Genomic DNA, 21,287 nt, shown 5'->3' with positions numbered 1-21,287 from the left:
GGCTCCGGGTGCTTGCGGTGCCCCCGGCCGTCCGAGCAGTCGGCCGGGAGGTTACCGTTCAGTCACTTACGCACGAAGGTGCGGTGGCTGACTCGGAGGCGCCCTCATGACTCTGCTCGACAAGCACGGTGTGCGGCTCACCGTGGACGATGCGATCGCCACAGTGACCCTCGCCAATCCGGAGAAGCGCAACGCACAGACCCCCGCCATGTGGCGGGCGCTGGTCGAGGCGGGCGCGCTGCTGCCGGGGAACGTGCGGATCGTGGTGCTGCGCGGCGAGGGCAGGTCCTTCTCCGCGGGGCTGGACCGCCAGGCGTTCACGCCCGAAGGGTTCGACGGCGAGCCGTCGTTCCTCGATCTGGCGCGCGGCACGGACGAAGCGCTGGACGCCACGATCGCCGAGTACCAGGAGGCGTTCACCTGGTGGCGGCGGACCGACCTGGTGTCCATCGCCGCCGTCCAGGGGCACGCCATCGGCGCTGGCTTCCAGCTCGCCCTCGCCTGCGACCTGCGGGTCGCCGCCGAGGACGCACAGTTCGCCATGCGCGAGACGAGCCTCGGCCTGGTCCCGGACCTGGCCGGCACCCACCCCTTGGTCGGACTGGTCGGCTACGCCCGGGCGCTGGAGATCTGCGCCACCGGGCGCTTCGTGCACGCCGACGAGGCCGCGCGGATCGGCCTGGCCAACGTCGTCGTGCCCGGGGACGAACTCGACGGCGCGGTGGCCGACTTGGCCGCGGCGCTGCTGGCCGCGCCCCGGGACGCCGTCATCGAGACCAAGGCCCTGCTGGGCGGTGCCGTGGACCGCACCTACGAGGAGCAGCGCCGGGCCGAGCGCGCCGCCCAGGCGCGCCGGCTGCGGGACCTGGCCGGCATAGGGGACTGATCCCCGCGGGACGTCACCGGCTCCTCACCGCCGTGACCAGTACCGCCGCCGACGCTGGCGCCGGCGGCGGACCGGTCACCGCCCGGCGGACGGCGCGGGCCACGTCCAGGGGGCGGTGACCGCCGGCGGTCACCAGCTGGACCAGGACATGCCTCCCGTCGCCGGTGCGGGTGAGCGGGCCGGAGCGTCCGGCCGGGGCCGGGGCGAGACGGGCCACCCCGGGGACGGCGAGCACCCGGGCGGCGAGGTCGTCCGGGCCTTCCGCGCCCGGGCGTCCGGCCCGGCCCGGGGCGGTTCCTGCCCCGGTCTCCCTCCCTCTCTCCTCCACGACGTCCGCCGGGGCGGGCCCGGCCGTCTCGTCCACCAGGTCGCCGACCCGGAGGTCCACCGCGCTCACCCGTAGCCCCAGGCCGTCCTCCGCCGCGGCCAGCAGGGCCGTGCGCAGCCGGGCGGCGAGCGCCGGCAGGGGGCGGCCGGGCGGTGCGGCGAAGTCCGCGGTGAGGCGCAGCGGGCCCGGCGGCAGGGCGCTGGGCGGCGCGGGGACGGCCGGTGCGGGAGCGTCGTCGGGGGCGGCGAGGGAGAGCCGCAGTGTGCCCAGGCGGACGCCCGGTGGGGCGCCGGGGGCCCGCAGCAGCGCCGCGCGGGCCGCGCCTTCGGTGATCCACGCCCCGTCCGCCGGGCCGCCGAGCGGCAGGACCCGGCCGATGCCGAGCTGTGCCCGTACGGCGCGTGCCACCTCGTCCGCGGACACCGCGTCACCCCTTCCCGGTCCCCTCCTCAGCCTGCCGCAGCCGGTGCGTCCCGGCAGGCCGGCACTCCGCTGCCGCGTCCCCGGAGCGCACCCCGCCGACCGCCCCTACTGTGGGGAGCGGAACGAGGGGACGAATGGGATGTCCGGTGCGAGTGGGGTGAGTTGGTTGAAGGGTGCGAACGTCGCGGTGGGTTCGGGTGTGCCGATGGGCGCCGTGCGGGGCGGGCGCCCCGCCGACGCCCCGTCAGGCGGCCGGTCGGCGGTGCGGGGCAGAAGGGGCGTGCGGCGATGACCGAGGAGCAGCCGGGCGGGGAGGCGCCGAAGCCGCCGGTGAAGCGGGGCGGCGGCGACCCCGCGACCCGTGGGCGGACCACCATCGCCGACGACGTCGTGGAGAAGATCGCCGGGCTCGCCGCCCGCGATGTGGTGGGCGTGCACGCGATGGGCAGTGGGCTCAGCCGCACCCTCGGCGCGGTGCGCGACCGGGTGCCCGGCGGCGGGCGGGCGTCCAGCGCCACCCGCGGGGTGAACGCCGAGGTCGGTGAGGTGCAGACCGCGCTGGACCTGGAGATCGTGGTCGACTACGGGTTCGCCATCGTGGAAGTGGCCCGGGAGGTCCGGGAGAACGTGATCGCCGCCGTGGAGCGGATGACCAGTCTGGAGGTCGTCGAGGTCAACATCGCGGTGAGCGATGTGAAGCTGCCCGACGAGGACGACGAGGACGAGGCAGCGGAGCCGCGGATCCAGTGACCGGGCCGGCCGGAGCGGCAAGCGAAGGAGCGCACGATGAGCATGGCCGTGATCGGCCTCGTGGCCGGGATGGCGCTGGGCTTCGCCGGGTACTTCGGCGGGTTCGGGGCCTTCATCCTGGTGGCGGCCCTGGGCGCCGTCGGGTTCATGGCCGGGAGGTTCCTCGACGGGGACCTGGAGGGCGGGGAGTTCTTCCGTACCCGGACCGGCGACCGCGACGACCGGCGGCGGTGAGCCCGGATGGCGACGGTGTCCCCGTCCGCCGCTGCCGCCGACGTACCGGCCGGTGAGCGCGGTGCGACCCGGATCGCCGACCGGGTCGTCGCCAAGATCGCCGCGCGGGCGGCCCGGGAGGCGCTGCGTGCGGTGTCCCTGGGCGCGCCCACCGACGCCCACGCCACGGTGACGGTGGCCCGCCGCGAGGTCCACCCGCCGTTCGGCGAGGCCCGGCTGCGGATCGCCGTGGAGCTGGGCTACCCGGCCCCCATCGGTGCGCAGTGCGGCGAGGTGCGCCGTCAAGTGACCGAGCGCGTCACCGAGTTGGCGGGCATGACGGTCGCCGAGGTGGCGGTGCGGGTCGAGCGGCTGAACTCGCCGCTGCTGACGGCGCGGGGCCGGGAGCGGGTGCGATGAGCGCGCGGCGCGGCGCGGGCGGGGCGGGGGCCGGTGAACGGCCGGGTGCGGAGGGCGGGTTGCCGGCGTCGGTACTGGACGCCGTGGCCCCCGAACCGGTCGCCGGCGGGCCCGCCGGGCGCTTCTGGTCGGCCCGCCGGGTGCCGGCCGCCCTGGTCGCGCTGGTCCTGCTGGGCGCCACGGGACTGCTGCTCTACGACGTGGCCGCGGTGCGGGCCGGCCGCACCGCGATGGCCTGGCGCCGCCGGCTGGCGCACGAACTGGCCACCCGTCACCTCGACGACCCCTGGGTGCTGGGCACCGCGGCGGCCGCGGCGGTCCTCGGGATCTGGCTGCTGGTGCTGGCGCTCACCCCGGGGCTGCGGACGGTGCTGCCGATGCGGCGCACCACCCCCGGCATCCGGGCCGGACTCGACCGGCCGGCCGCCGCGCTGGTGCTGCGCGACCGGGCCATGGAGGTCTCCGGCGTGCAGTCCGTGCGGATGACCGTCGGCCGCCACCGGGCGCGGGCCCGGGCGGTGGTGCACTTCCGGGAGCTGGAGGAGGTCCGCGGCGACCTCGCCGTGGCGCTCGGCGACGGCCTGCGACAGCTCGGTCTGACGTGCCGGCCGCGGTTGTCCGTCGAGGTCCGGCGCCCCAAGAGGAGGTGAGGGCGCGATGCGCACCGCTGGCGCGACGGTCAACCGGGCGCTGCTCGGCCTGGTCGGACTGCTGCTGTTCGGCACCGGCGGACTGGTCCTGCTCGGCGGCCTCGGCCTGCCGGCCCGCCGGCACCTCGCCCTGCCCGCCGGCTGGCCCTGGGCCCGTCCGGACGCGGTGCCGCTCCCGGCCGCGGACCGCACCCGCTTCACCGACCGCGGCTGGTGGTGGCCGACGGTCATCGCCGTACTGGCCGTACTGGTCCTGTTGCTGCTGTGGTGGCTGCTGGCCCAGCTTCGGCGGCGCCGGCTCGGCACGGTGCTGGTCGACAGCGGCGACGGGGAGGGCGCGGTGGTGACCGGTCGGGCGCTGGAGGCGGCCGTGGCCGCCGAGGCCGCGGCGGTGGACGGCGTCGACCGCGCGGCCGTCGCCCTGACCGGCCGCCGTACCGCGCCGCAGCTGCGCGCCCTCCTGGTCCTCGCCCCGCACGCCGACCCCGGGATCGTGGTGCTGCGGCTGTCCGAAGACGTGGTGGTGCACGCCCGCACCTCGGCCGGCCTGGCAGAGCTGCCGACGGAGGTCCGGCTGCGGGCGGTACGGCATCGGGCGGAGCGAGTGAGCTAGCGGACCTGTTCGCCCGCGGTGTGCGAGGTGAGCCGGCGGCGCTCGCCGCGGACGGTGCCGCCCTCAACACCGCGGTGTCACCCCGCTGTTCAGTCGCCGGACGCGGTGTGCCGCGCCCGCGTCAGGCGCTCGGGTGCCGCACCTCGCTCCGGATCAGGAGCGTGGCCTCGGTCAGATTGTTCGTCACCATCACGTGGGAGGCGATACCCGTCCCCTGTTGCTGCACGATCCCCACTGCACTGGGATCGCCCCATACGCAGCGGGTGACCATCACGTTGTTGTCGAGGCCGGTCTTCGGCTGCAACATGAACGACTCGCACTTCATGATGGTCCCGTCGAAGCCGTCGCCCTTGTAGGCGGACACCTTCGTCCCTTCGATGACCGTGAGCTTGACCCCGAGGTCCTTCGCCTTCTTCGTGTCGTCCTTGTGCATACGCGTCAGGGCCGCCTCCACCGAGGCGGACGGGTTGGTGACCTTTCCTTCGATGCCGAGGACGCTGAGCGTCGGATGGCTCTTGGTGTCGGCCGGTGCGTTCGCCGGGTTCTGCACGTAGTGGGCGGCGAAGGGGAACCCCTTCTGGATGCCCAGCTTCTCGATCCCGTCGGTGGACGTCAGGCAGTCCGTGCAGATGGTGGAGTCGTCGCCCTTCTTGTAGTAGTCGCCCCGCAGGATCTTCTGCGGGAGCGAGAGGGTGTACGGCACCATCTCCTTGTCCTGGTCCTTCTTCTGGGACCAGGCCAGGCCACCGACCACGAGGCCGATCACGAGCACGGCCACCACGGACAGCACGGCGATCAGCGCGCCCTTGCGCTTGCGCTGCGGGGGCGGTGCGACCGGTGGGCCGCCCCAACCGGCCGGCCCGCCCGGCCCGGCGCCCGGTGGCACGGCACCTCCCGCAGGCTGCGGGCCAAGGGGCGGGACGGGCTGCTGGGGTCCGCCCGGGGCGGGGTAACCGTACGCCGGCGGTTGCTGGGGGTAGCTCACTCTCGGGTCTCCTCGCGCAAGATCGACCGTCCGATCTTGTCATGTCACCTTCCGCGGGGAGGCGGCCTCTCGGGAAGGCGGTTCCGCCCGAGGTTCCGGCCCGGAGCGAAGGAACCGCGCGGGCCGCAGGGGCGCCGGAGTTCGGGGCCCGAGGGGCCGTGGCGCCCCGCTGCGCTCAGAAACTCCGCAGGGCCCCGCCGTCCACCGGGACCATCACCCCCGTCACATAGGACGCGGCGGGGGACAGCAGGAAGGCGGCGGCGCGGCCGAACTCCGACGGGTCGCCGTAGCGGCGCAGCGGGATGGTGGCGCAGTTGCGGGCGCGGGACGCCTCGGGGTCGCCGGAGGCCGCGTCGAGCTGGGTCATCCGGTCGGTGGCGATCCGGCCGGGGAGGACGCCGACGACGCGGATGCCGCGCGGGCCCAGCTCGTCGGCGAGGGACTTGGCGAAGCCGGCGAGGCCGGGGCGCAGGCCGTTGGAGATGCTGAGCCCGGCGATCGGTTCGTACACCGAGCCGGAGAGGACGAAGCCGATGACGCCGCTCTCGTCCAGTTCGGCGGCGGCGGTGCGGGCGAGCCGGACGGCGCCGAGGAAGACCGTCTCGAAGGCCGCCCGCCACTGGTCGTCGGTGGTGGTGTCGGTGGTGCCGGGCGCCGGGCCGCCGACGCTGATGAGGACGCCGTCGAAGCGCCCGAAGCGCTCCCGGGCGGCCGCCACCAGGCGGGCCGGGGCCTCGGGGTCGGAGTTGTCGGCGGCGAGGCCCAGGGCCCGTTCGCCCAGGGAGGCGGCGGCCTCGGCGGCGGCCTCCTCGGTGCGGCCGGTGAGCACGACGTTGGCGCCGTCGTCGACCAGTGCGCGGGCGGTGGCGAAGCCCAGGCCGCGGGTGGCGCCGGTGAGGAGGTACGTCCGGTCGGTGAGTCCAAGATCCATGGACCTAGTCTGCCCCCCTCCCCTCGTCGTGCAGGGCGAAGGCGGTCCCCACCAGCCCGACGTGGCTGAACGCCTGCGGGAAGTTCCCCAACTGCCGCCCGGTGGCCGGGTCGTACTCCTCGGCCAGCAGCCCCACGTCGTTCCGCAGCGTCAGCAGCCGCTCGAACAGCGCCCGGGCCGCCGCCCGGCGCCCGGTCAGCAGCAGCGCGTCCGCCAGCCAGAACGAGCAGACCAGGAACGTGCCCTCGCTGCCCGCAAGGCCGTCCACGCCGGCCCCCTCGGTGCGGTAACGGCGCACCAGGCCGGTGGGGGCACCTCCCATGCCCTTGGGGCCATGGGGGAGGGAGAGCTCGCGGCGCACCGTGTCGACGGTCGAGACCACCCGCGGGTCGGTGCCCGGGAGGAAGCCGACCCGCGGGATCAGCAGTGTGGCGGCGTCCAGTTCGGTGGAGTCGTAGGACTGGGTGAAGGCGCCCCGCTCGGTGCTGTAGCCGCGCGTGCAGACCTCCCGGTGCACCTCGTCGCGCATCGCCCGCCAGCGGTTCACGTCCCCGCCGAGCTGGGGGCGCGCCCGCAGCGCCTTGACCGCGCGGTCGGCCGCGACCCAGGCCATGACCTTGGAGTGCACGAAGTCCCGGCGCGGGCCGCGGATCTCCCAGATGCCCTCGTCGGGGTTGCGCCAGGCGGTCTCCAGGTAGTCCATCAGCGCCCGTTGGATGCTCCAGGCGTGCGGTTCGGCCGGCAGCCCCGCGACGCGCGCCGCGTGGAACGAGTCCAACACCTCGCCGTAGACGTCGAGTTGCCACTGCTCGACGGCGGCGTTGCCGATCCGCACCGGCAGCGATCCGTCGTAACCGGACAGCCAGGGCAGCTCGCTCTCCGGCAGCCGCCGCTCACCGGCCAGCCCGTACATGGTCTGGAGGTCCTCGGGGGAGCCGGCCACCGCGCGCAGCAGCCAGTCCCGCCAGGCCCCGGCCTCCTCCAGATAGCCGGCGGTGAGCAGGGAGTTCAGGGTCAAGGTGGCGTCGCGCAGCCAGCAGTAGCGGTAGTCCCAGTTGCGCACCCCGCCGGGCTCCTCGGGCAGCGAGGTGGTCAGGGCCGCGATGATCCCGCCGGTGGGCGCGTAGGTGAGGCCCTTGAGGGTGATCAGGGAGCGGATCACCGCGGCACGGTACCGGCCCTGGTAGCGGCACCGCGCGGCCCAGGCGTGCCAGTCCTCGGTGGCGTCCGCCAGCGCCGCGAACGGGTCGATCAGCTCGGGCCGGGGCCGGTGCGAGGGGTGCCAGGTCAGGACGAACGCGGTGCGCTCACCGGCCGCGACGGTGAGCTCCGAGCGGGTGCTGAAGTCCTTGCCGTAGGTGACGGCGCCGACGGGGGTGCGCAACCAGACGGAGTCCGGGCCGGCGACCGCGACCCGGCTGTCCTCGACGGCACGGACCCAGGGCACCACCCGCCCGTAGTCGAACCGCAGCCGCAGCACCCCGTGCATCTCGACCCGGCCGCGCAGCCCCTCGACGACCCGGACGAGATCGGGCGCGCGGTCGCGCTGCGGCATGAAGTCGGTGACCCGGACGCTGCCCTCGGGGGTCTCCCAGACGGTGTCGAGGATCAGCGAGTCCCCGCGGTAGCCGCGGGTGGCGCGGGCCTGCGGCGACCGCGGGGCCAGCGTCCAGTGGCCGTTGTCCTTGTCGCCGACCAGGGCGGCGAAGCAGGCGGGGGAGTCGAAGCGGGGCAGGCACAGCCAGTCGATGGAGCCGTCCCGGCCGACGAGCGCGGCGGTCTGGAGGTCGCCGATGAGTGCGTAGTCCTCGATGCGTGGGTGCACCCCGCGGCCCTTCCCACGCGGTGCGGGCGTCAGTCGGCGGGGGCGGCTGTCCGGGCTACCGGCTCGCCGGCCGCGGGCTGCTCCGCGTCGGCGGTCTCCTCCGCCGTGCTGTCCGCCTTCGCGTCGGCGGTCGCGTCCGTCTTCGCGTCCGCGGGCCCGTCGGCCTCCGCGTCGGCCTGTTCGGCGGCCTTGGCCGCGGCCGCCATCCGGTCGCGGCGCTCCCGGCGGGCCAGGACGACCCAGCCGACCGGCACCGCCGCCGCGAACAGCCACCACTGGATCGCGTACGCCATGTGCGGGCCGATGGAGTCGTGGTCCGGCTCGGGCACCAGCTCCGGGGAGTTGTCCTTGGACTCCGGCGCGGTCTGCTCGATGTAGCCACCGAGCATCGGCCGGCCCACCCGCTTCGCCTGCTGCTCGCTGTTGATCAGCATGACCTGGCGGGGCGGCAGGCCCTTGGTGTCCTTGATCCCGCTGGCCTCGGTGGTCTCGTCGACCATCATCCGGCCGGTGACCGTGACCGTGCCCTTGGGGGCGGCCGGCACCTTGGGGAACTTGGTGAGGTCGTTGCCGGCCGGGATCCAGCCGCGGTTGACCACGACGGCGTCGCCGTTCGCCAGGACCAGCGGGGTCAGGACGTAGTAGCCGATGGACTGCTCGTCGGCGGCGGTGCGCTGGCGGACCACGACCTCGTGCGCGGTGTCGTAGCTTCCGCTGGCGGTGACCCGGCGCCACATGTCGCCGTGCGGCAGGGTCCGGCCGACCGCGGCCAGGTCGGTGACCGGCACCGGGGTAGCGGTCAGGTTGTGCGCGATCTGCGCGTTCTGCGCGACCTTGTGCTGATGGCGGTGGTACTGCCAGAACCCCAGCTTGATCATGACGGGGATCAGGACGAGGCCCAAGAGGGTGAGGATCACCCACTGCCGGGACAACAGGAAGCGGTACACGGCTGCGACGGTACCTCGCGACTCTGGGCGCCCGGCCCGCGGGGTCCCCGGCAGCGACCCCGAGGAGGGGCGCCGCCGGAGGACGACGAGGGCCACCGCGCGCTGCGGCCGCACCGGGCGTCAGACCCGGTCGACGATGCCCACCTGCCCGGCCGAGCGGGCGCAGTGCGCCCCGCAGTACCACTGGCCGTTGGCCTCCACGCCCTGCCCGATGATCTGCACCCGGCAGTGCTCGCAGATCGGCGCCATGCGGTGGATCGCGCAGGCGAAGCAGTCGAAGACGTGCACCGCGCCCTGGGCGTGCACCTCGAACGTCATGCCGTAGTCGTTTCCGCAGACCTCACAACGTGTCATGCGCCACAGACTGCGGCGGAGGCACTCGCCGGGCGCGGCGCCGGCGGGTGTGTTGGCCGGGCTTCACCCGGACGCCGGTGCGGCCGGCTGCACGTCCTGGAGCAGCTGCATGAACGCCGCCTCGTCGATGACCGGGGTGCCGCACGCGGTGGCCTTGACCGCCTTGGACGTCCGGGCGTCGGGATCGTTGGTCACCAGCAGGCTGGTGAGCCGGGACACGCTGGTCGCCACGTGCAGCCCGGCCTCGATCGTCCGGTCCTCCAGCAGATCGCGGTCCACGGAGGTGTCCCCGGAGAAGGCGACCCGCATCCCCTGGACCAGCCGGCCGCCGGGCTCGTAGCGCCCCGGGTTGGAGTACGGGCAGGCCGGGCGCTTGCGGGCCGGCCGCCAGGACGTCGGGCGGTACGACGAGCCGGTGTCGCGCGGGCGGGACGGCGGGCTGTCCGACCACTCCGTCAGGGGCTGGCAGTTCAGCAGCGGCAGCCGCAGGCACTGCTGCGCGGCCCGCTGGAGGCTGGGGCGGAACGTCTCGGCCAGCACCCGGGCGTCGTCCAGGGCGTGGTGGGCGCGCTCCTGTATGACGCCGTAGTGCGCGGCGAGGGACTCCAGTTTGTGGTTGGGCAGCGGCAGGCCCAGCTCCTTGGACAGCGCGATGGTGCACAGCCGCTGCCGCACCGGCGCGACCGCCGCGGCCCGGGCGTACTCCCGGGCCAGCATCGACCAGTCGAACATGGCGTTGTGCGCCACCAGTACCCGGTCCGCCAGGCGCACCGACAGCTCCGGCACCACCTCCGGGAAGAGCGGCGCATCGGCCAGCACCTCGCTCGTCAGACCGTGGATCCAGACCGGGCCGGGATCGCGCTGCGGATTGACGAGGGTGTACCAGGAGTCCTGGAACGCGCCCTGGGCGTCGAGTTGGTACACGGCGGCGGAGATGATCCGGTCGTCGCGGGCCAGGCCGGTGGTCTCCACGTCGACCACCGCGTATCCCTGGGGATAGGCGGCCGGCCAGTCGGCCGGCGGCGTCTGCGGGCCCGGCTGCCGGCCGATCTTCGGCGCGATCGAGGGGGCGGCTGCGCTGCGGTCTTCGAGCATGGTCACTGAGGATACGGGCCACCGCTGACAGTCACCGCACCGCCGGGGGACAGAACCGGACGGATCGCCACGCACCGCCGCCGACGCCCACCCCGGAGGGGGAACGGGGCTACCGCGGGTACGCCCCGCCCGGAAGCTGACACCGTGTCTCGCATACTTCTGAGTAACTACCCCTAGCGGTACGCCCGTCGGCGCACTTATGGTGCGGGGCATGCCGCACCTGCCCGATGTCGTGCTGTGGTCCGTACCCGCTTTCGTCCTGCTCACCGTCGTGGAGATGGTGAGCTACCGCCTGCACCCCGACGAGGAGGCCGAGGGGTACGCGGCGAAGGACGCGGTCACCAGCGTCACCATGGGGCTGGGAAGCCTGGTCTTCGACGCGCTGTGGAAGATCCCGATCGTGGCGATCTACGCCGCGGTCTACGAGCTGACCCCGCTGCGCATCCCCGTCCTGTGGTGGACGCTGCTCCTGATGCTGCTGGCGCAGGACTTCTTCTACTACTGGTCGCACCGCGGCCACCACGTCATCCGCGTGCTGTGGGCCTGCCATGTGGTCCACCACTCCAGCCGGAAGTTCAACCTCACCACCGCGCTGCGGCAGCCGTGGACGAGCTGGACGGTCTGGCCGTTCTACGTGCCGATGGTCGCGCTGGGCGTCCACCCGGCCGTGATCGCCTTCACCTCCGGCGCCAACCTCGTCTACCAGTTCTGGGTCCACACCGAGCGGATCGGCACGCTGCCCCGCCCCGTCGAGTTCGTGTTCAACACGCCCTCGCACCACCGCGTCCACCACGCCTCCCAAGGCGGCTACCTGGACCGTAACTTCGGCGGGATCCTGATCATCTGGGACCGGATGTTCGGCTCGTTCGTCCCCGAGGCCGAGCGGCCCGTCTACGGGCTCACCAAGAACATCGACAGCTTCAACCCGCTGCGGGTCGCCACCCACGAGTACGCCGCCATCGCCCGCGACATCCGGGGCGCGGAGAGCTGGAGCGAGCGCGCCGGGCGGGTGTTCCGCGGGCCGGGCTGGCAGCCGGCCCGGATCCGCGCCGCCGCGGTGGCGGGGGCGGCGGAGCCCGCCGCCGATCTGGTCGCGGAGCCGGTCGCGAAGGAGTCCGCCGCATGAGGCCGCTCACGCCCCGGCCGCGCGCCGCACGGGTCCTGCTGTCGGCCTTCGCCGTCCTGGCCGCCGGTCACCTCGTCGCCCTGGTGGCACACACCGCCGCCGCACCCGGGAGCGGCCCCGCGGCCTTCGCGGAGACCGTCGTCCACCTCACCAAGCCGGCCCTGATGCCGCTGCTCGCCGCGTACGTCCTGCTCCGCGGCGGCCCGCCGCTGCTGGTCGGGGCGCTGCTGTTCGGCTGCGGCGGCGACACCCTCCTCCAGATCGGCGGCGGCACCGCGTTCCTGGTCGGCATGGGCGCGTTCGCGGCCGGACACCTCTGCTACCTGGTGCTGTTCGCCCGGCACGGCGGGCCGATCAGCCCCCGCAGGTCGCGCACCGCCGCGGCCGCCGGACTGTACGCGGCCGTCCTGGCCACCACCGTGGTGCTGCTCTGGCCCGACTTGCCGGCCGACCTGCGGGTCCCGGTGGCCGGCTACAGCCTGCTGCTCACCGCGATGGCGTTCGGCGCGCTCCGGGCGGGCCTCTGGGCCGCCGCGGGCGGCCTGCTCTTCCTGCTCTCCGACTCGCTGATCGCCACCGGCATCGCCCGCTGGCCCCAGCTGCCCGCCCCCCAGTTCTGGGTCATGTTCACCTACGCGGCCGCCCAATGCGCCCTGGCCGTCGGGGTGTTGGCGGCGGCGGCCGAGCCGACCGACCCGGCTCCCCAGGGGGCGCGCACGACGGTGGCGCACTCCGCGGGCTGATCCTGCGCTCGCGGGGCCCTGAAGGCGGAGGCGCGTACCCCGGGGCCCGACCGCACCGCGGCATCTCCCGCGCCTGGTTCGCGGCCCGGGCCGCCGCGTCAACGACGGCGGTCCGACCGGCGTCGTCCGTGCAGTTGAACCTCCGCGCGCCTCCCCGCGCGCCTCTCCATGTGAACCTTCACGCGGCTCTCGGCGGGAGCACGGAAACCCCCTTCGGGGCGGTGATGTGACGGGTAGTCAGGTCTGGCGGCGCAGCGTTCCCATGCTCAGCGGCGGCAGCGGGACGCGCGGGCCGTACCAGCGCGGGGCGTCCGCCCCCGGGCGCGGCCGCGACGGCGGGACGGCGATCGGCGCGGGCAGCCGGGCGCTCCCGTACGGGCGTCGGCGAGGGGTGTGCGGCGGCGGGTCCTGTCGGGGTGGCGGCGTCATGACCGGCCCAACGAAGCGCTGTCGTGGCGGTGGCGGCCGGTGCGCCCGTTCCTCCGATTTTCTTCGGGGATTCAACCAACCACCGTCTGTCGCGTTGCGTCCGACGGCCCTACGATGCGTGACCCACGTCACTTATCGGGGCCTTGTCGTCGGCCCCGGCACCCGCTCGCCGAGCGTCAGGAGACTCCGTGACCACCGCACCCCACGCCGACCGGGGACCCCAGTCCCCGCCCGACTACCTCCAGGTGCAGTCGAGCCCGGAGTTCGCCGAACTCCGGTGCGCACACCGCTCGTTCGCCTTCCCGCTCACCGTGGCCTTCGTCCTCTGGTACCTCGCCTACGTCCTGCTGTCGAGCTACGCCGGCGGCTTCATGGCCACCAAGGTCGCCGGCCATCTCAACGTCGCCCTGGTGCTCGGCGTCGCGCAGTTCGCCACCACCTTCCTGATCGCCTGGTGGTACTCCCGGCACGCCGCCGCCCGCCTCGACCCCCGGGCCGAGGCCCTCAAGGCCCGCCTGGAAGGCCCGCTCACCGCCCCACCGGCGGACGCCTCCCCGGGGGCCCGGACCGACGCCCCGGAGGGCGGCCCCGAGCAGACCGGTGTCCAGGGGGCCGGCGCATGAACCTCACCCACCACCTCGCCGCCGGCGGCGCCGGCGAGCACCGCACCCTGATCGTCACCCTCTTCGCGGTCTTCGTCGCCGCCACCCTCGGCATCACCGTCTGGGCCGGCCGGCAGACCAAGGGAGCGGACGACTTCTACGCCGGCGGACGGCAGTTCAGCGGCTTCCAGAACGGCCTGGCCATCTCCGGGGACTACATGTCGGCCGCGTCCTTCCTGGGCATCGCCGGCGCCATCGCCCTCTTCGGCTACGACGGCTTCCTGTACTCCATCGGCTTCCTCGTCGCCTGGCTCGTCGCGCTCCTCCTGGTCGCCGAACCGCTGCGCAACTCCGGCCGCTTCACCATGGGCGACGTCCTCGCCTACCGGATGCGCCAGCGCCCGGTCCGGACCGCCGCCGGCACCTCCACCATCGTCGTCTCGATCTTCTACCTGCTGGCCCAGATGGCCGGCGCCGGCGCCCTGGTGACCCTGCTCCTGGGCATCACCAGCGAGGCCGGCAAGATCCTCGTCGTCATCCTGGTCGGCATCGTGATGATCCTCTACGTCACCATCGGCGGCATGAAGGGCACCACCTGGGTCCAGATGGTCAAGGCCGTCCTGCTGATCGCCGGCACCCTGCTGATCACCTTCCTGGTGGCCTGGAGGTTCCACTTCAACCCCTCCGCGCTGCTCGGCGCCGCCGCCGAGAACAGCGGCAAGGGCGCGGCCTTCCTGGAGCCCGGCCTCAAATACGGGGCCACCGCCACCTCGAAGATCGACTTCATCTCCCTCGGCCTGGCGCTCGTCCTGGGCACCGCGGGCCTGCCGCACATCCTCATCCGCTTCTACACCGTCCCCACCGCCAAGGCCGCCCGGAAATCGGTGAATTGGGCGATCGGCATCATCGGCGTCTTCTACCTGATGACCCTGGCGCTCGGCTTCGGCGCCGCGGCCCTCCTCAAGCCCGCCACCATCACCGGCTCCAACAAGGCCGGCAACACCGCCGCCCCGCTGCTCGCCCAGGAGATCGGCGGCGGCGCGGGCTCCACCGGCGGCGCCATCCTGCTGGCCGTCATCTCCGCCGTCGCCTTCGCCACCATCCTCGCGGTGGTCGCCGGCCTCACCCTCGCCTCGTCCTCCTCCTTCGCCCACGACCTCTACGTCAACGTGCTCCGCAGGGGCGCGGCCACCGAGAAGGAGGAGGTCGCCGCGGCCCGTTGGGCGACCGTCGGCATCGGCGCGGTCGCCATCGTCCTCGGCGTCTTCGCCCGCAGCCTCAACGTCGCCGGACTGGTGGCGCTCGCCTTCGCCGTCGCCGCCTCCGCCAACCTCCCCACCCTCCTCTACAGCCTCTTCTGGAAGCGCTTCACCACCCAGGGCGCCCTGTGGTCCATCTACGGCGGCCTGCTCTCCTCCGTCCTCCTCGTCCTCTTCTCGCCCGTCGTCTCGGGCAAGGAGACCTCGATGTTCCCCGGCGCCCACTTCGCCTTCTTCCCCCTGGAGAACCCGGGCCTGATCTCCATCCCGCTGGGCTTCTTCCTCGGCTGGCTCGGCTCCCTGCTCTCCAAGGAGGCACCGGACGCCGCGAAGTACGCCGAACTGGAGGTCCGTTCGCTCACCGGGACCGGCGCCCATTGAGCCACCCCCACGGGCGCTGAGCCGCCCCAGCCGTCCACGGGCGGGGTGCGCTCGTAGGGAGCTACGACCGCGCCCCACCCACCTCGTGCTTCTCACGCCTCCTCACTGTCGGACCCATCGCGTAGGCTCGACGATGTACTGATCGACAGACCGATCCACACTCTCGGGGAGGGGGCCCAGTGCTCATCGACACTTATGGCCGAGTCGCCACTGACCTGCGGGTTTCGCTCACCGACCGGTGCAATCTGCGGTGCACGTACTGCATGCCCGAAGAGGGCCTCGCGTGGCTGGCCAAGCCCGATCTGCTGACCGACGACGAGATCGTCCGCCTGATCGGGATCGCCGTCCGCGACCTCGGCATCGAGGAGGTCCGCTTCACCGGCGGCGAGCCGCTGCTCCGCCCCGGCCTGGTCGGCATCGTCGAGCGGGTCGCCACGCTCACCCCCCGCCCCCGGATGTCGCTGACCAGCAACGGCATCGGCCTGGCGCGCACCGCAGCCGCCCTGCGCGCCGCCGGCCTGGACCGGGTCAACGTCTCGCTCGACACCCTCCGGCCCGACGTGTTCCAGGCACTGACCCGCCGCAAGCGGCACGCCGACGTCCTCCAGGGACTCGAAGCCGCCCGCGCCGCCGGCCTGACCCCCGTCAAGGTCAACAGCGTCCTGATGCCCGGCCTCAACGACGACGAGGCCCCCGACCTGCTGGCCTGGGCCGTCGAGAACTCCTACGAGCTGCGCTTCATCGAGCAGATGCCGCTGGACGCCCAGCACGGCTGGAAGCGCGACGGCATGATCACCGCAGGCGACATCCTCGCCTCGCTGCGCACCCGCTTCACCCTCACCCCCGAGGATCAGGACGAGCGCGGCTCCGCGCCCGCCGAGCGCTGGATCGTCGACGGCGGCCCGCACCGCGTCGGCGTGATCGCCTCGGTGACCCGCCCGTTCTGCCGCGCCTGCGACCGCACCCGGCTCACCGCCGACGGCCAGATCCGCACGTGCCTGTTCGCCACCGAGGAGACGGACCTGCGCACCGCGCTGCGCTCCGGCGCCCCCGACGCGGAGATAGCCCGCATCTGGAAGCTCGCCATGTGGGGCAAGAAGGCCGGTTCCGGTCTCGACGACCCGGCCTTCCTCCAGCCGGCGCGCCCCATGTCAGCCATCGGAGGCTGACGGCCGCCGCTCCCATTCCGCAAGCGTCACCACGTCCTTGAGGAATCCGCGCACGGCGAGGAACTGCGACAGGTGCTCCCGGTGCGCCTCGCACGCCAGCCAGGTCTTGCGCCGGTCCGGCGTGTGCAGCTTCGGGTTGTTCCAGGCCACCACCCACACCGCATCGGCGCGGCAGCCCTTGGCCGAACAGACGGTGGCATTCTCGGGAGCGTTCGGGGAGTTCACGCCTCAACCCTACGTCCCGGCCTCGCGCCCCTGGGGCGCCGGCCCGGTCGCGGACATGGCGACGCCGGGCAGCCACGGGGGGAGCCGCCCGGCGTCGGTCCGTCGCTCCGACGGGGGATGCGGAGCGCGTACGCAGTATGTCACGGGGGATGGTGCGCGGTGCACCGGAACCGCACGATTGATCTGAGCTTTTCTTGAGCTTTGCTGGGCGATCGGCTTCAGCAAAGCTCAGCGGCGTTCACCGGGCGGCTCCGTCGAGTCCGCCGCCGGCCGTTCCGCAACGGATTCCGCGTCGCCCGAAGTCAGCATCTGCCGCGTGGGTTTGACGAACGTCGAGGGCAGCGAGGGGACGTTCTCCCGGCCGGCGTTGGCGATCACCACCGCGATGTACGGGAGCCCCAGGCCGATCACGAGCGTTGCGATGGCAATCGGGCGCTCGATGTTCCACAGCACGGCGGTGAGCACCACGGCCACCGTCCGCACCGCCATCGAGATCACATACCGCCGCTGGCGGCCCCGCACGTCCTCGGTCAGCCCCTGACGGGCCCCCGTGATCCGGAAGGCCTCGACGCCGCCGCTCTGCTTCCGCATCACGTTCCACCACCTGCTCGGTCCTGCCGGATTCTCCCCGATTTCCGGTCAGAATCCACGGTACGCCGCCCCCTCCGCCCCGACGAGGCCGGGTCGTATCGACGGCGTACGGGGTGTCCGGCAGACGTCGTAGGTCCGGACACCCCGCCGTGACGGTCGTTAACGGCCGGTGATCTGGGCCAGCTTGCGGCCGGCCTTGAGGTACGCGGTGCCCGTCACGTCGGCAGCCTTCTCCGCCAGCACCTCGGCCAGCGGCCGCACCGCGTCGGCCTCCGCCAGCACCACCGTGGACTGGCCGCCCTCGCCCTCGATCACCAGCCGCAGCGCGTTCTGCTTCGCCAGGCGCCGCGCCGCCGAGGCGCTCGGGGTGAACTCCAGCACCGTGGTCAGTACCGCAGCGACGGTCTGCGCACCGTGCTCACCGGCGTCCACGACCGGCAGCGACTCCACGTCCGCGAACGACTTCTTGGAGAACTGGGCCACGAAACCGGCCCGGGCCGCCATCGCCGCGTCCAGCCCGTACAGCGCCGCGACGACCTCGCCGGCGAGGACCTTCTTGAGGTCCATCGGGTGCAGCGACCGTTCGGCGACCCGGCCCAGGACGAGGGTGATCTCGGCGTCGGTCCACTCGGTCCACGCCTTGAGGTACGGCTCCATCAGCCGGTCCGGCACCGACATGATCTTGCCGAAGACGTCGTCGGCGGGCGCGCTCAACCCGACGTAGTTGCCCTTGGACTTGGACATCTTGGCGCCGGTGCCGTCCGTGCCCTCGATCAGCGGCATGGTCACCACCAGCTGCGGCCGCTGCCCGCGCAGCTCCATCAGCTTGCGGCCCATCTGGAGGTTGAGCAGCTGGTCGGAGCCGCCCAGCTCCACATCGCACTCCAGCGCCACCGAGTCCAGGCCCTGCGCGATCGGGTAGAGCAGCTCGGTCATGGTCAGGCCCGAGCCGGCCGCGAGCCGGTTGCGGAAGTCCTCGCGCTGGAGCAGCTGCGAGGCCGGCACCTGGGCGAGCAGCCCCAGCAGCTCCGGGAAGGTGTACGGCGCCAGCCACTCGCTGTTCTGCCGGAAGCTGACCTTCTCGAAGTCGAAGAAGGGGCGGACCTGCTCGCGGTAGGTGGCGAGGTTGTGCGCGATGTCCTCGTCGGTCAGCGGCGGCCGCTCGGCCGTACGGCCCGACGGGTCGCCGATCTTGGCGGTGAAGTCGCCGATGATGAGGGTGACGGCGTGGCCCAGGCGCTGGAACCGGCTGAGGACGATCAGCGGCACCGCGTGCCCGAGGTGGACGTCGGTGGCCGTCGGGTCGATCCCGAGCTTGATGTGCAGGCCCTGGCCCGCGGCCCGGCGCTCCTCGATCCGCTCGGCCAGCTTCGTCACGCCCGGCAGCACCTCGACCGTGCGGGACGCGATCAGCTCGGCCTGCTCCTTGGCCGGCAGGTCCGTCAGGTCCAGATAGCGCCGCTCACGGGTCTCCTGGAGCAGCTCCCGGACGGTGTCGTCCGAGGAGAGGTCGGCGGAGAGCAGTGTGCTGGCGCGGGCGACGGATTCGCCGAGGCGTGTCATGGCGTCCCTGATCGATCGTGGTTCCCGAAACGGGAGGACAGGGCGACAGTCTATTAGGCCGGTCCCAAGGGGTCGCCGGGATATCCGGTGGCCCGGTGGGCGCGGCCGCCGCCGCCCCGTTCCGCCCTCCTTCCCGGCGGCGTCCGCCCCCGCGTCGAGGGCGGTCCAACTCCCGCGCCCCGGTAGGAGGTTGTCGACGGCCTGCGCCACCGTCCGGGCGGCGGCCCGGGGCGCGTCGTCCGCGATCGGACGTGCGCCGGAGGCGACGCCCGGGGCGCCGCCGCGCCCCGCGGACCGTGCGGCCGGGGCCGGTGGCGTCGGACGGGCCGGGAGGCGCGTCAGGCCGCGATTCTGTGGAGACCCGACAGTGAACCGGGGCACGCCCCTGTGTGGGCTCGATTCCTCGGAAGGGGCCCGTGACCGATAGTTTCGTAGCGAACGCAAGACGGACAGGACACGGAAAGGGTGATCTCTTGAGCCGCTCGGTTCTGGTCACCGGAGGCAACCGCGGCATCGGCCTGGCCATTGCCCGTGCCTTCGCCGAGGCAGGCGACAAGGTCGCCATCACCTACCGCTCGGGCGAACCTCCGGCGGGATTTTTGGCCGTGAAGTGCGACATCACGGACGCCGAGCAGGTCGAGCAGGCGTACAAGGAGATCGAGGAGAAGCACGGTCCGGTCGAGGTGCTGGTGGCCAACGCCGGCATCACCCGCGACCAGCTGCTGATGCGGATGTCCGAGGAGGACTTCACCTCGGTCCTGGACACCAACCTGACCGGCACGTTCCGGGTGGTCAAGCGCGCCAACCGGGCGATGCTGCGGGCCCGCAAGGGGCGGATCGTCCTGATCTCGTCGGTGGTCGGCCTGATGGGCGCCCCGGGGCAGGCGAACTACGCCGCCTCCAAGGCCGCCCTGGTCGGCTTCGCGCGTTCGCTCGCCCGTGAGCTGGGCAGCCGCAACATCACCGTCAACGTGGTCGCCCCCGGCTTCGTCGACACCGACATGACCCGCGTGCTCAGCGACGAGCAGCGGGAGGGCATCGTGAAGCAGGTGCCGCTGGCGCGCTACGCGCAGCCCGAGGAGGTCGCCGCCTCGGTCCGCTTCCTGGCCTCCGACGAGGCCGCGTACATCACTGGAGCCGTCATTCCCGTCGACGGCGGATTGGGCATGGGTCACTGATCAGCATGAGTGGAATCCTCGCCGGCAAGCGCATCCTGATCACGGGTGTGCTGATGGAGTCCTCGATCGCCTTCCACGCGGCCAAGGTCGCGCAGGAGCAGGGCGCCGAGGTCATCCTGACCGCGTTCCCGCGGCCGACGCTCACCGAGCGCATCGCCAAGAAGCTCCCCAAGCCCGCCAAGGTCATCGAGCTGGACGTGACCAACCAGGAGCACCTGGACCGTCTGGAGGGCCTGGTCCGCGACGAGCTCGGCGGTCTGGACGGCGTCGTCCACTCCATCGGCTTCGCCCCGCAGGACGCGCTCGGCGGCAACTTCCTCAACACGCCCTACGAGTCGGTCGCCACGGCCATGCACGTCTCGGCGTTCTCCCTGAAGTCGCTGACCATGGCGTGCCTCCCGCTGATGCCGGAGGAGGGCGGCGCGGTGGTCGGCCTGACCTTCGACGCCCAGTTCGCCTGGCCGCAGTACGACTGGATGGGCCCGGCCAAGGCCGCCCTGGAGGCCACCAGCCGCTACCTGGCGCGTGACCTCGGCGAGCGCAACGTGCGCTGCAACCTCGTCTCGGCGGGCCCGATCGGTTCGATGGCCGCCAAGTCCATCCCCGGCTTCTCCGACCTGGCCGAGGTCTGGAACACCCGCTCCCCGCTGCAGTGGAACATGGCCGACCCGGAGCCGGCTGGCCGCGGCATCGTGGCCCTGCTGTCGGACTTCTTCCCGAAGACCACCGGCGAGATCGTCCACGTCGACGGCGGCGTGCACATGATGGGCGCCTGACGCCCGTCGCGCTCGACGAACTGCCCGTCCCGGACTGCCCGGGGCGGGCAGTTTCGCGTGGTACGGGCCCGGGGCCCGAGGTCAGTCGCAGGCCGTGAGCGGGCCCCGGCACCCGAAGGGATGGGCGCTCGCCTCGGCGGCGGCCCGTGCGCCGTCCCCGGCACGGATCGCCGCCACCAGGCGGGAGTGGTCCATGTGGGCCTCGGGGCGCAGGACGGTGCCGACGTCGGCCCGCAGGAACTCGCGCAGCACACCGCCGAGATCGGCGTAGATCGCGGCCAGTACGTCGTTGTGGGAAGCGGCCACCACCGCCATGTGCAGGCTGGCGTCGGCGTCCACGAACGCCTCGGCGGCGCCGGACTCCCAGGCCCCCTCGCGGCGCTCCAGCAGCGCGTCGAGCTGGCGCAGGTCCTGCTCCGTGCGGCGGCGCGCGGCGAGCCGGGCGGCCTCGGTTTCCAGGGCGGAGCGCAGTTCGGCGACGTGCCGGGGGTCGGCGTCGGCGAACCGGCGGTGCATCACCCCGGCCAACTCGCTGGTGGCGGCGACGTAGGTGCCCGAGCCCTGCCGGATGTCGAGCAGGCCGTTGTGCGCCAGTGCCCGTACGGCCTCGCGGACGGTGTTGCGGGCCACCCCGAGTTGCTCGACGAGCTCCGGTTCGGTCGGAATGCGGGACCCCACCGGCCAGTCGCCGGACGTGATCTGGGCGCGCAGCTGCGCGATCACCTGGTCCGCCAGCGCGGACCGGCGGGGCGAGGTCAGGGGCATCGGGGGGCTCCGGGGGCTGGGGCCGGTGGGCCGGACGGACGGCGGCGGGGCGGACACGGG

The 21,287-nt window shown here is 73.3% G+C and carries 25 protein-coding genes; 13 read left to right on the top strand and 12 right to left on the bottom strand.

Going from position 1 to position 21,287, the window contains the following annotated elements:
* The first annotated feature begins 106 nt into the window (after nt 1-106).
* On the top strand, nt 107-886 hold the full coding sequence (locus ACIQE0_RS18725; RefSeq protein ID WP_384103746.1) for an enoyl-CoA hydratase/isomerase family protein: 780 nt from the start codon (nt 107-109) through the stop codon (nt 884-886).
* A gap of 13 nt (nt 887-899) precedes the next feature.
* Here the strand turns inward: ACIQE0_RS18725 and ACIQE0_RS18720 are convergent, their stop codons facing one another.
* Nucleotides 900-1,637 (bottom strand): hypothetical protein, encoded by a 738-nt coding sequence (locus ACIQE0_RS18720; RefSeq protein WP_402333348.1) that lies wholly within the window; start codon nt 1,635-1,637, stop codon nt 900-902.
* A gap of 288 nt (nt 1,638-1,925) precedes the next feature.
* Here ACIQE0_RS18720 and ACIQE0_RS18715 point away from each other — a divergent pair, with 288 nt between their 5' ends.
* The 5 genes from ACIQE0_RS18715 to amaP are packed head-to-tail and all read left to right on the top strand — an operon-like array spanning nt 1,926 to nt 4,283.
* Nucleotides 1,926-2,387, top strand: coding sequence for an Asp23/Gls24 family envelope stress response protein (locus tag ACIQE0_RS18715; protein ID WP_366337408.1), 462 nt, complete (start codon nt 1,926-1,928; stop codon nt 2,385-2,387).
* Nucleotides 2,388-2,423: 36 nt separating this feature from the next.
* Nucleotides 2,424-2,621: a hypothetical protein gene (locus ACIQE0_RS18710; protein ID WP_366337410.1), complete on the top strand. Its 198-nt coding sequence runs from the start codon at nt 2,424-2,426 to the stop codon at nt 2,619-2,621.
* 6 nt (nt 2,622-2,627) lie between these two features.
* Nucleotides 2,628-3,020, top strand: coding sequence for an Asp23/Gls24 family envelope stress response protein (locus ACIQE0_RS18705; protein WP_402333344.1), 393 nt, complete (start codon nt 2,628-2,630; stop codon nt 3,018-3,020).
* Nucleotides 3,017-3,670: a DUF6286 domain-containing protein gene (locus ACIQE0_RS18700; protein ID WP_402333341.1), complete on the top strand. Its 654-nt coding sequence runs from the start codon at nt 3,017-3,019 to the stop codon at nt 3,668-3,670. The genes ACIQE0_RS18705 and ACIQE0_RS18700 overlap by 4 nt, the downstream gene beginning before the upstream one ends.
* Before the next feature lie 7 nt (nt 3,671-3,677).
* The gene (gene amaP / locus ACIQE0_RS18695) at nt 3,678-4,283 is read left to right on the top strand and encodes an alkaline shock response membrane anchor protein AmaP (protein WP_402333338.1); all 606 of its coding nucleotides are present in this window, start codon (nt 3,678-3,680) and stop codon (nt 4,281-4,283) included.
* A gap of 121 nt (nt 4,284-4,404) precedes the next feature.
* Here the strand turns inward: amaP and ACIQE0_RS18690 are convergent, their stop codons facing one another.
* The 6 genes from ACIQE0_RS18690 to ACIQE0_RS18665 all read right to left on the bottom strand — a co-directional run bounded on the left by ACIQE0_RS18690 (nt 4,405) and on the right by ACIQE0_RS18665 (nt 10,420).
* Complete coding sequence (locus ACIQE0_RS18690) at nt 4,405-5,169, bottom strand: hypothetical protein (protein WP_402333335.1); 765 nt, start codon at nt 5,167-5,169, stop codon at nt 4,405-4,407.
* A gap of 274 nt (nt 5,170-5,443) precedes the next feature.
* Nucleotides 5,444-6,199 (bottom strand): SDR family oxidoreductase, encoded by a 756-nt coding sequence (locus tag ACIQE0_RS18685; protein WP_402333333.1) that lies wholly within the window; start codon nt 6,197-6,199, stop codon nt 5,444-5,446.
* A gap of 4 nt (nt 6,200-6,203) precedes the next feature.
* Nucleotides 6,204-8,024, bottom strand: coding sequence for a glycoside hydrolase family 15 protein (locus tag ACIQE0_RS18680; protein ID WP_402333330.1), 1,821 nt, complete (start codon nt 8,022-8,024; stop codon nt 6,204-6,206).
* A 29-nt stretch (nt 8,025-8,053) separates the two neighbouring features.
* A complete protein-coding gene (locus ACIQE0_RS18675; RefSeq protein WP_402333328.1) occupies nt 8,054-8,971 on the bottom strand; it encodes an SURF1 family protein in 918 nt (305 codons plus the stop codon).
* Nucleotides 8,972-9,091: 120 nt separating this feature from the next.
* Nucleotides 9,092-9,325 (bottom strand): hypothetical protein, encoded by a 234-nt coding sequence (locus tag ACIQE0_RS18670; RefSeq protein ID WP_274916394.1) that lies wholly within the window; start codon nt 9,323-9,325, stop codon nt 9,092-9,094.
* 63 nt (nt 9,326-9,388) lie between these two features.
* Nucleotides 9,389-10,420: a DEDDh family exonuclease gene (locus ACIQE0_RS18665; RefSeq protein ID WP_366337426.1), complete on the bottom strand. Its 1,032-nt coding sequence runs from the start codon at nt 10,418-10,420 to the stop codon at nt 9,389-9,391.
* Nucleotides 10,421-10,631: 211 nt separating this feature from the next.
* Here ACIQE0_RS18665 and ACIQE0_RS18660 point away from each other — a divergent pair, with 211 nt between their 5' ends.
* Nucleotides 10,632-11,546 (top strand): sterol desaturase family protein, encoded by a 915-nt coding sequence (locus ACIQE0_RS18660; protein WP_402333325.1) that lies wholly within the window; start codon nt 10,632-10,634, stop codon nt 11,544-11,546.
* Complete coding sequence (locus tag ACIQE0_RS18655) at nt 11,543-12,289, top strand: lysoplasmalogenase (RefSeq protein WP_366337430.1); 747 nt, start codon at nt 11,543-11,545, stop codon at nt 12,287-12,289. Before ACIQE0_RS18660 ends, ACIQE0_RS18655 begins: the two co-directional genes overlap by 4 nt.
* 237 nt (nt 12,290-12,526) lie before the next feature.
* Here the strand turns inward: ACIQE0_RS18655 and ACIQE0_RS18650 are convergent, their stop codons facing one another.
* Nucleotides 12,527-12,718 (bottom strand): hypothetical protein, encoded by a 192-nt coding sequence (locus ACIQE0_RS18650; RefSeq protein WP_402333322.1) that lies wholly within the window; start codon nt 12,716-12,718, stop codon nt 12,527-12,529.
* Nucleotides 12,719-12,906: 188 nt separating this feature from the next.
* Here ACIQE0_RS18650 and ACIQE0_RS18645 point away from each other — a divergent pair, with 188 nt between their 5' ends.
* From ACIQE0_RS18645 to moaA, 3 genes are all read left to right on the top strand, one after another.
* The gene (locus ACIQE0_RS18645) at nt 12,907-13,341 is read left to right on the top strand and encodes a DUF485 domain-containing protein (protein ID WP_366337434.1); all 435 of its coding nucleotides are present in this window, start codon (nt 12,907-12,909) and stop codon (nt 13,339-13,341) included.
* Nucleotides 13,338-14,960: a cation acetate symporter gene (locus ACIQE0_RS18640; protein ID WP_402333317.1), complete on the top strand. Its 1,623-nt coding sequence runs from the start codon at nt 13,338-13,340 to the stop codon at nt 14,958-14,960. The genes ACIQE0_RS18645 and ACIQE0_RS18640 overlap by 4 nt, the downstream gene beginning before the upstream one ends.
* Before the next feature lie 179 nt (nt 14,961-15,139).
* Nucleotides 15,140-16,129 carry a GTP 3',8-cyclase MoaA gene (gene moaA, locus ACIQE0_RS18635; RefSeq protein ID WP_402333315.1) on the top strand — a complete coding sequence of 330 codons (990 nt, stop codon included), beginning with the start codon at nt 15,140-15,142 and terminating at the stop codon, nt 16,127-16,129.
* On the opposite strand, the gene ACIQE0_RS18630 is transcribed toward moaA, so the two are convergent.
* The 3 genes from ACIQE0_RS18630 to tyrS all read right to left on the bottom strand — a co-directional run bounded on the left by ACIQE0_RS18630 (nt 16,112) and on the right by tyrS (nt 18,508).
* A complete protein-coding gene (locus tag ACIQE0_RS18630) occupies nt 16,112-16,354 on the bottom strand; it encodes a hypothetical protein (RefSeq protein WP_366337440.1) in 243 nt (80 codons plus the stop codon). The genes moaA and ACIQE0_RS18630 overlap by 18 nt on opposite strands.
* A gap of 228 nt (nt 16,355-16,582) precedes the next feature.
* Nucleotides 16,583-16,945, bottom strand: a complete 363-nt coding sequence (locus ACIQE0_RS18625; RefSeq protein ID WP_366337442.1) for a DUF3099 domain-containing protein — start codon at nt 16,943-16,945, stop codon at nt 16,583-16,585.
* Between the two features lie 159 nt (nt 16,946-17,104).
* Nucleotides 17,105-18,508, bottom strand: a complete 1,404-nt coding sequence (gene tyrS, locus ACIQE0_RS18620) for a tyrosine--tRNA ligase (protein WP_366337444.1) — start codon at nt 18,506-18,508, stop codon at nt 17,105-17,107.
* A gap of 473 nt (nt 18,509-18,981) precedes the next feature.
* Here tyrS and fabG point away from each other — a divergent pair, with 473 nt between their 5' ends.
* Nucleotides 18,982-19,686 (top strand): 3-oxoacyl-[acyl-carrier-protein] reductase, encoded by a 705-nt coding sequence (gene fabG / locus ACIQE0_RS18615; RefSeq protein WP_366337446.1) that lies wholly within the window; start codon nt 18,982-18,984, stop codon nt 19,684-19,686.
* A gap of 5 nt (nt 19,687-19,691) precedes the next feature.
* A complete protein-coding gene (gene fabI, locus ACIQE0_RS18610; protein WP_366337448.1) occupies nt 19,692-20,462 on the top strand; it encodes an enoyl-ACP reductase FabI in 771 nt (256 codons plus the stop codon).
* An 81-nt stretch (nt 20,463-20,543) separates the two neighbouring features.
* Here fabI and ACIQE0_RS18605 read toward each other — a convergent pair whose 3' ends face one another.
* Nucleotides 20,544-21,227, bottom strand: a complete 684-nt coding sequence (locus ACIQE0_RS18605; protein WP_402333309.1) for a FadR/GntR family transcriptional regulator — start codon at nt 21,225-21,227, stop codon at nt 20,544-20,546.
* Nucleotides 21,228-21,287 lie beyond the last annotated feature (60 nt).

The sequence above is a fragment of the Streptomyces sp. NPDC093097 genome, assembly GCF_044754325.1.
Classification (GTDB): Bacteria; Actinomycetota; Actinomycetes; order Streptomycetales; family Streptomycetaceae; genus Streptomyces.
The sequence above is the reverse complement of the archived record's forward strand: the minus strand, read 5'-3'. Positions and strand labels throughout refer to the sequence as shown.

Bases quoted from the DNA above. Each gene is read 5' to 3' on its own strand.
- amaP (WP_402333338.1), top strand. From the start codon at position 3,678: ATGCGCACCGCTGGCGCGACGGTCAACCGGGCGCTGCTCGGCCTGGTC.
- ACIQE0_RS18665 (WP_366337426.1), bottom strand. From the start codon at position 10,420: ATGCTCGAAGACCGCAGCGCAGCCGCCCCCTCGATCGCGCCGAAGATC.
- ACIQE0_RS18715 (WP_366337408.1), top strand. From the start codon at position 1,926: ATGACCGAGGAGCAGCCGGGCGGGGAGGCGCCGAAGCCGCCGGTGAAG.
- ACIQE0_RS18655 (WP_366337430.1), top strand. From the start codon at position 11,543: ATGAGGCCGCTCACGCCCCGGCCGCGCGCCGCACGGGTCCTGCTGTCG.
- ACIQE0_RS18700 (WP_402333341.1), top strand. From the start codon at position 3,017: ATGAGCGCGCGGCGCGGCGCGGGCGGGGCGGGGGCCGGTGAACGGCCG.
- ACIQE0_RS18705 (WP_402333344.1), top strand. From the start codon at position 2,628: ATGGCGACGGTGTCCCCGTCCGCCGCTGCCGCCGACGTACCGGCCGGT.
- ACIQE0_RS18605 (WP_402333309.1), bottom strand. From the start codon at position 21,227: ATGCCCCTGACCTCGCCCCGCCGGTCCGCGCTGGCGGACCAGGTGATC.
- ACIQE0_RS18670 (WP_274916394.1), bottom strand. From the start codon at position 9,325: ATGACACGTTGTGAGGTCTGCGGAAACGACTACGGCATGACGTTCGAG.
- ACIQE0_RS18640 (WP_402333317.1), top strand. From the start codon at position 13,338: ATGAACCTCACCCACCACCTCGCCGCCGGCGGCGCCGGCGAGCACCGC.
- ACIQE0_RS18660 (WP_402333325.1), top strand. From the start codon at position 10,632: ATGCCGCACCTGCCCGATGTCGTGCTGTGGTCCGTACCCGCTTTCGTC.
- ACIQE0_RS18685 (WP_402333333.1), bottom strand. From the start codon at position 6,199: ATGGATCTTGGACTCACCGACCGGACGTACCTCCTCACCGGCGCCACC.
- ACIQE0_RS18725 (WP_384103746.1), top strand. From the start codon at position 107: ATGACTCTGCTCGACAAGCACGGTGTGCGGCTCACCGTGGACGATGCG.
- tyrS (WP_366337444.1), bottom strand. From the start codon at position 18,508: ATGACACGCCTCGGCGAATCCGTCGCCCGCGCCAGCACACTGCTCTCC.
- ACIQE0_RS18710 (WP_366337410.1), top strand. From the start codon at position 2,424: ATGAGCATGGCCGTGATCGGCCTCGTGGCCGGGATGGCGCTGGGCTTC.
- ACIQE0_RS18650 (WP_402333322.1), bottom strand. From the start codon at position 12,718: ATGACGCCGCCACCCCGACAGGACCCGCCGCCGCACACCCCTCGCCGA.
- fabI (WP_366337448.1), top strand. From the start codon at position 19,692: ATGAGTGGAATCCTCGCCGGCAAGCGCATCCTGATCACGGGTGTGCTG.
- ACIQE0_RS18625 (WP_366337442.1), bottom strand. From the start codon at position 16,945: ATGCGGAAGCAGAGCGGCGGCGTCGAGGCCTTCCGGATCACGGGGGCC.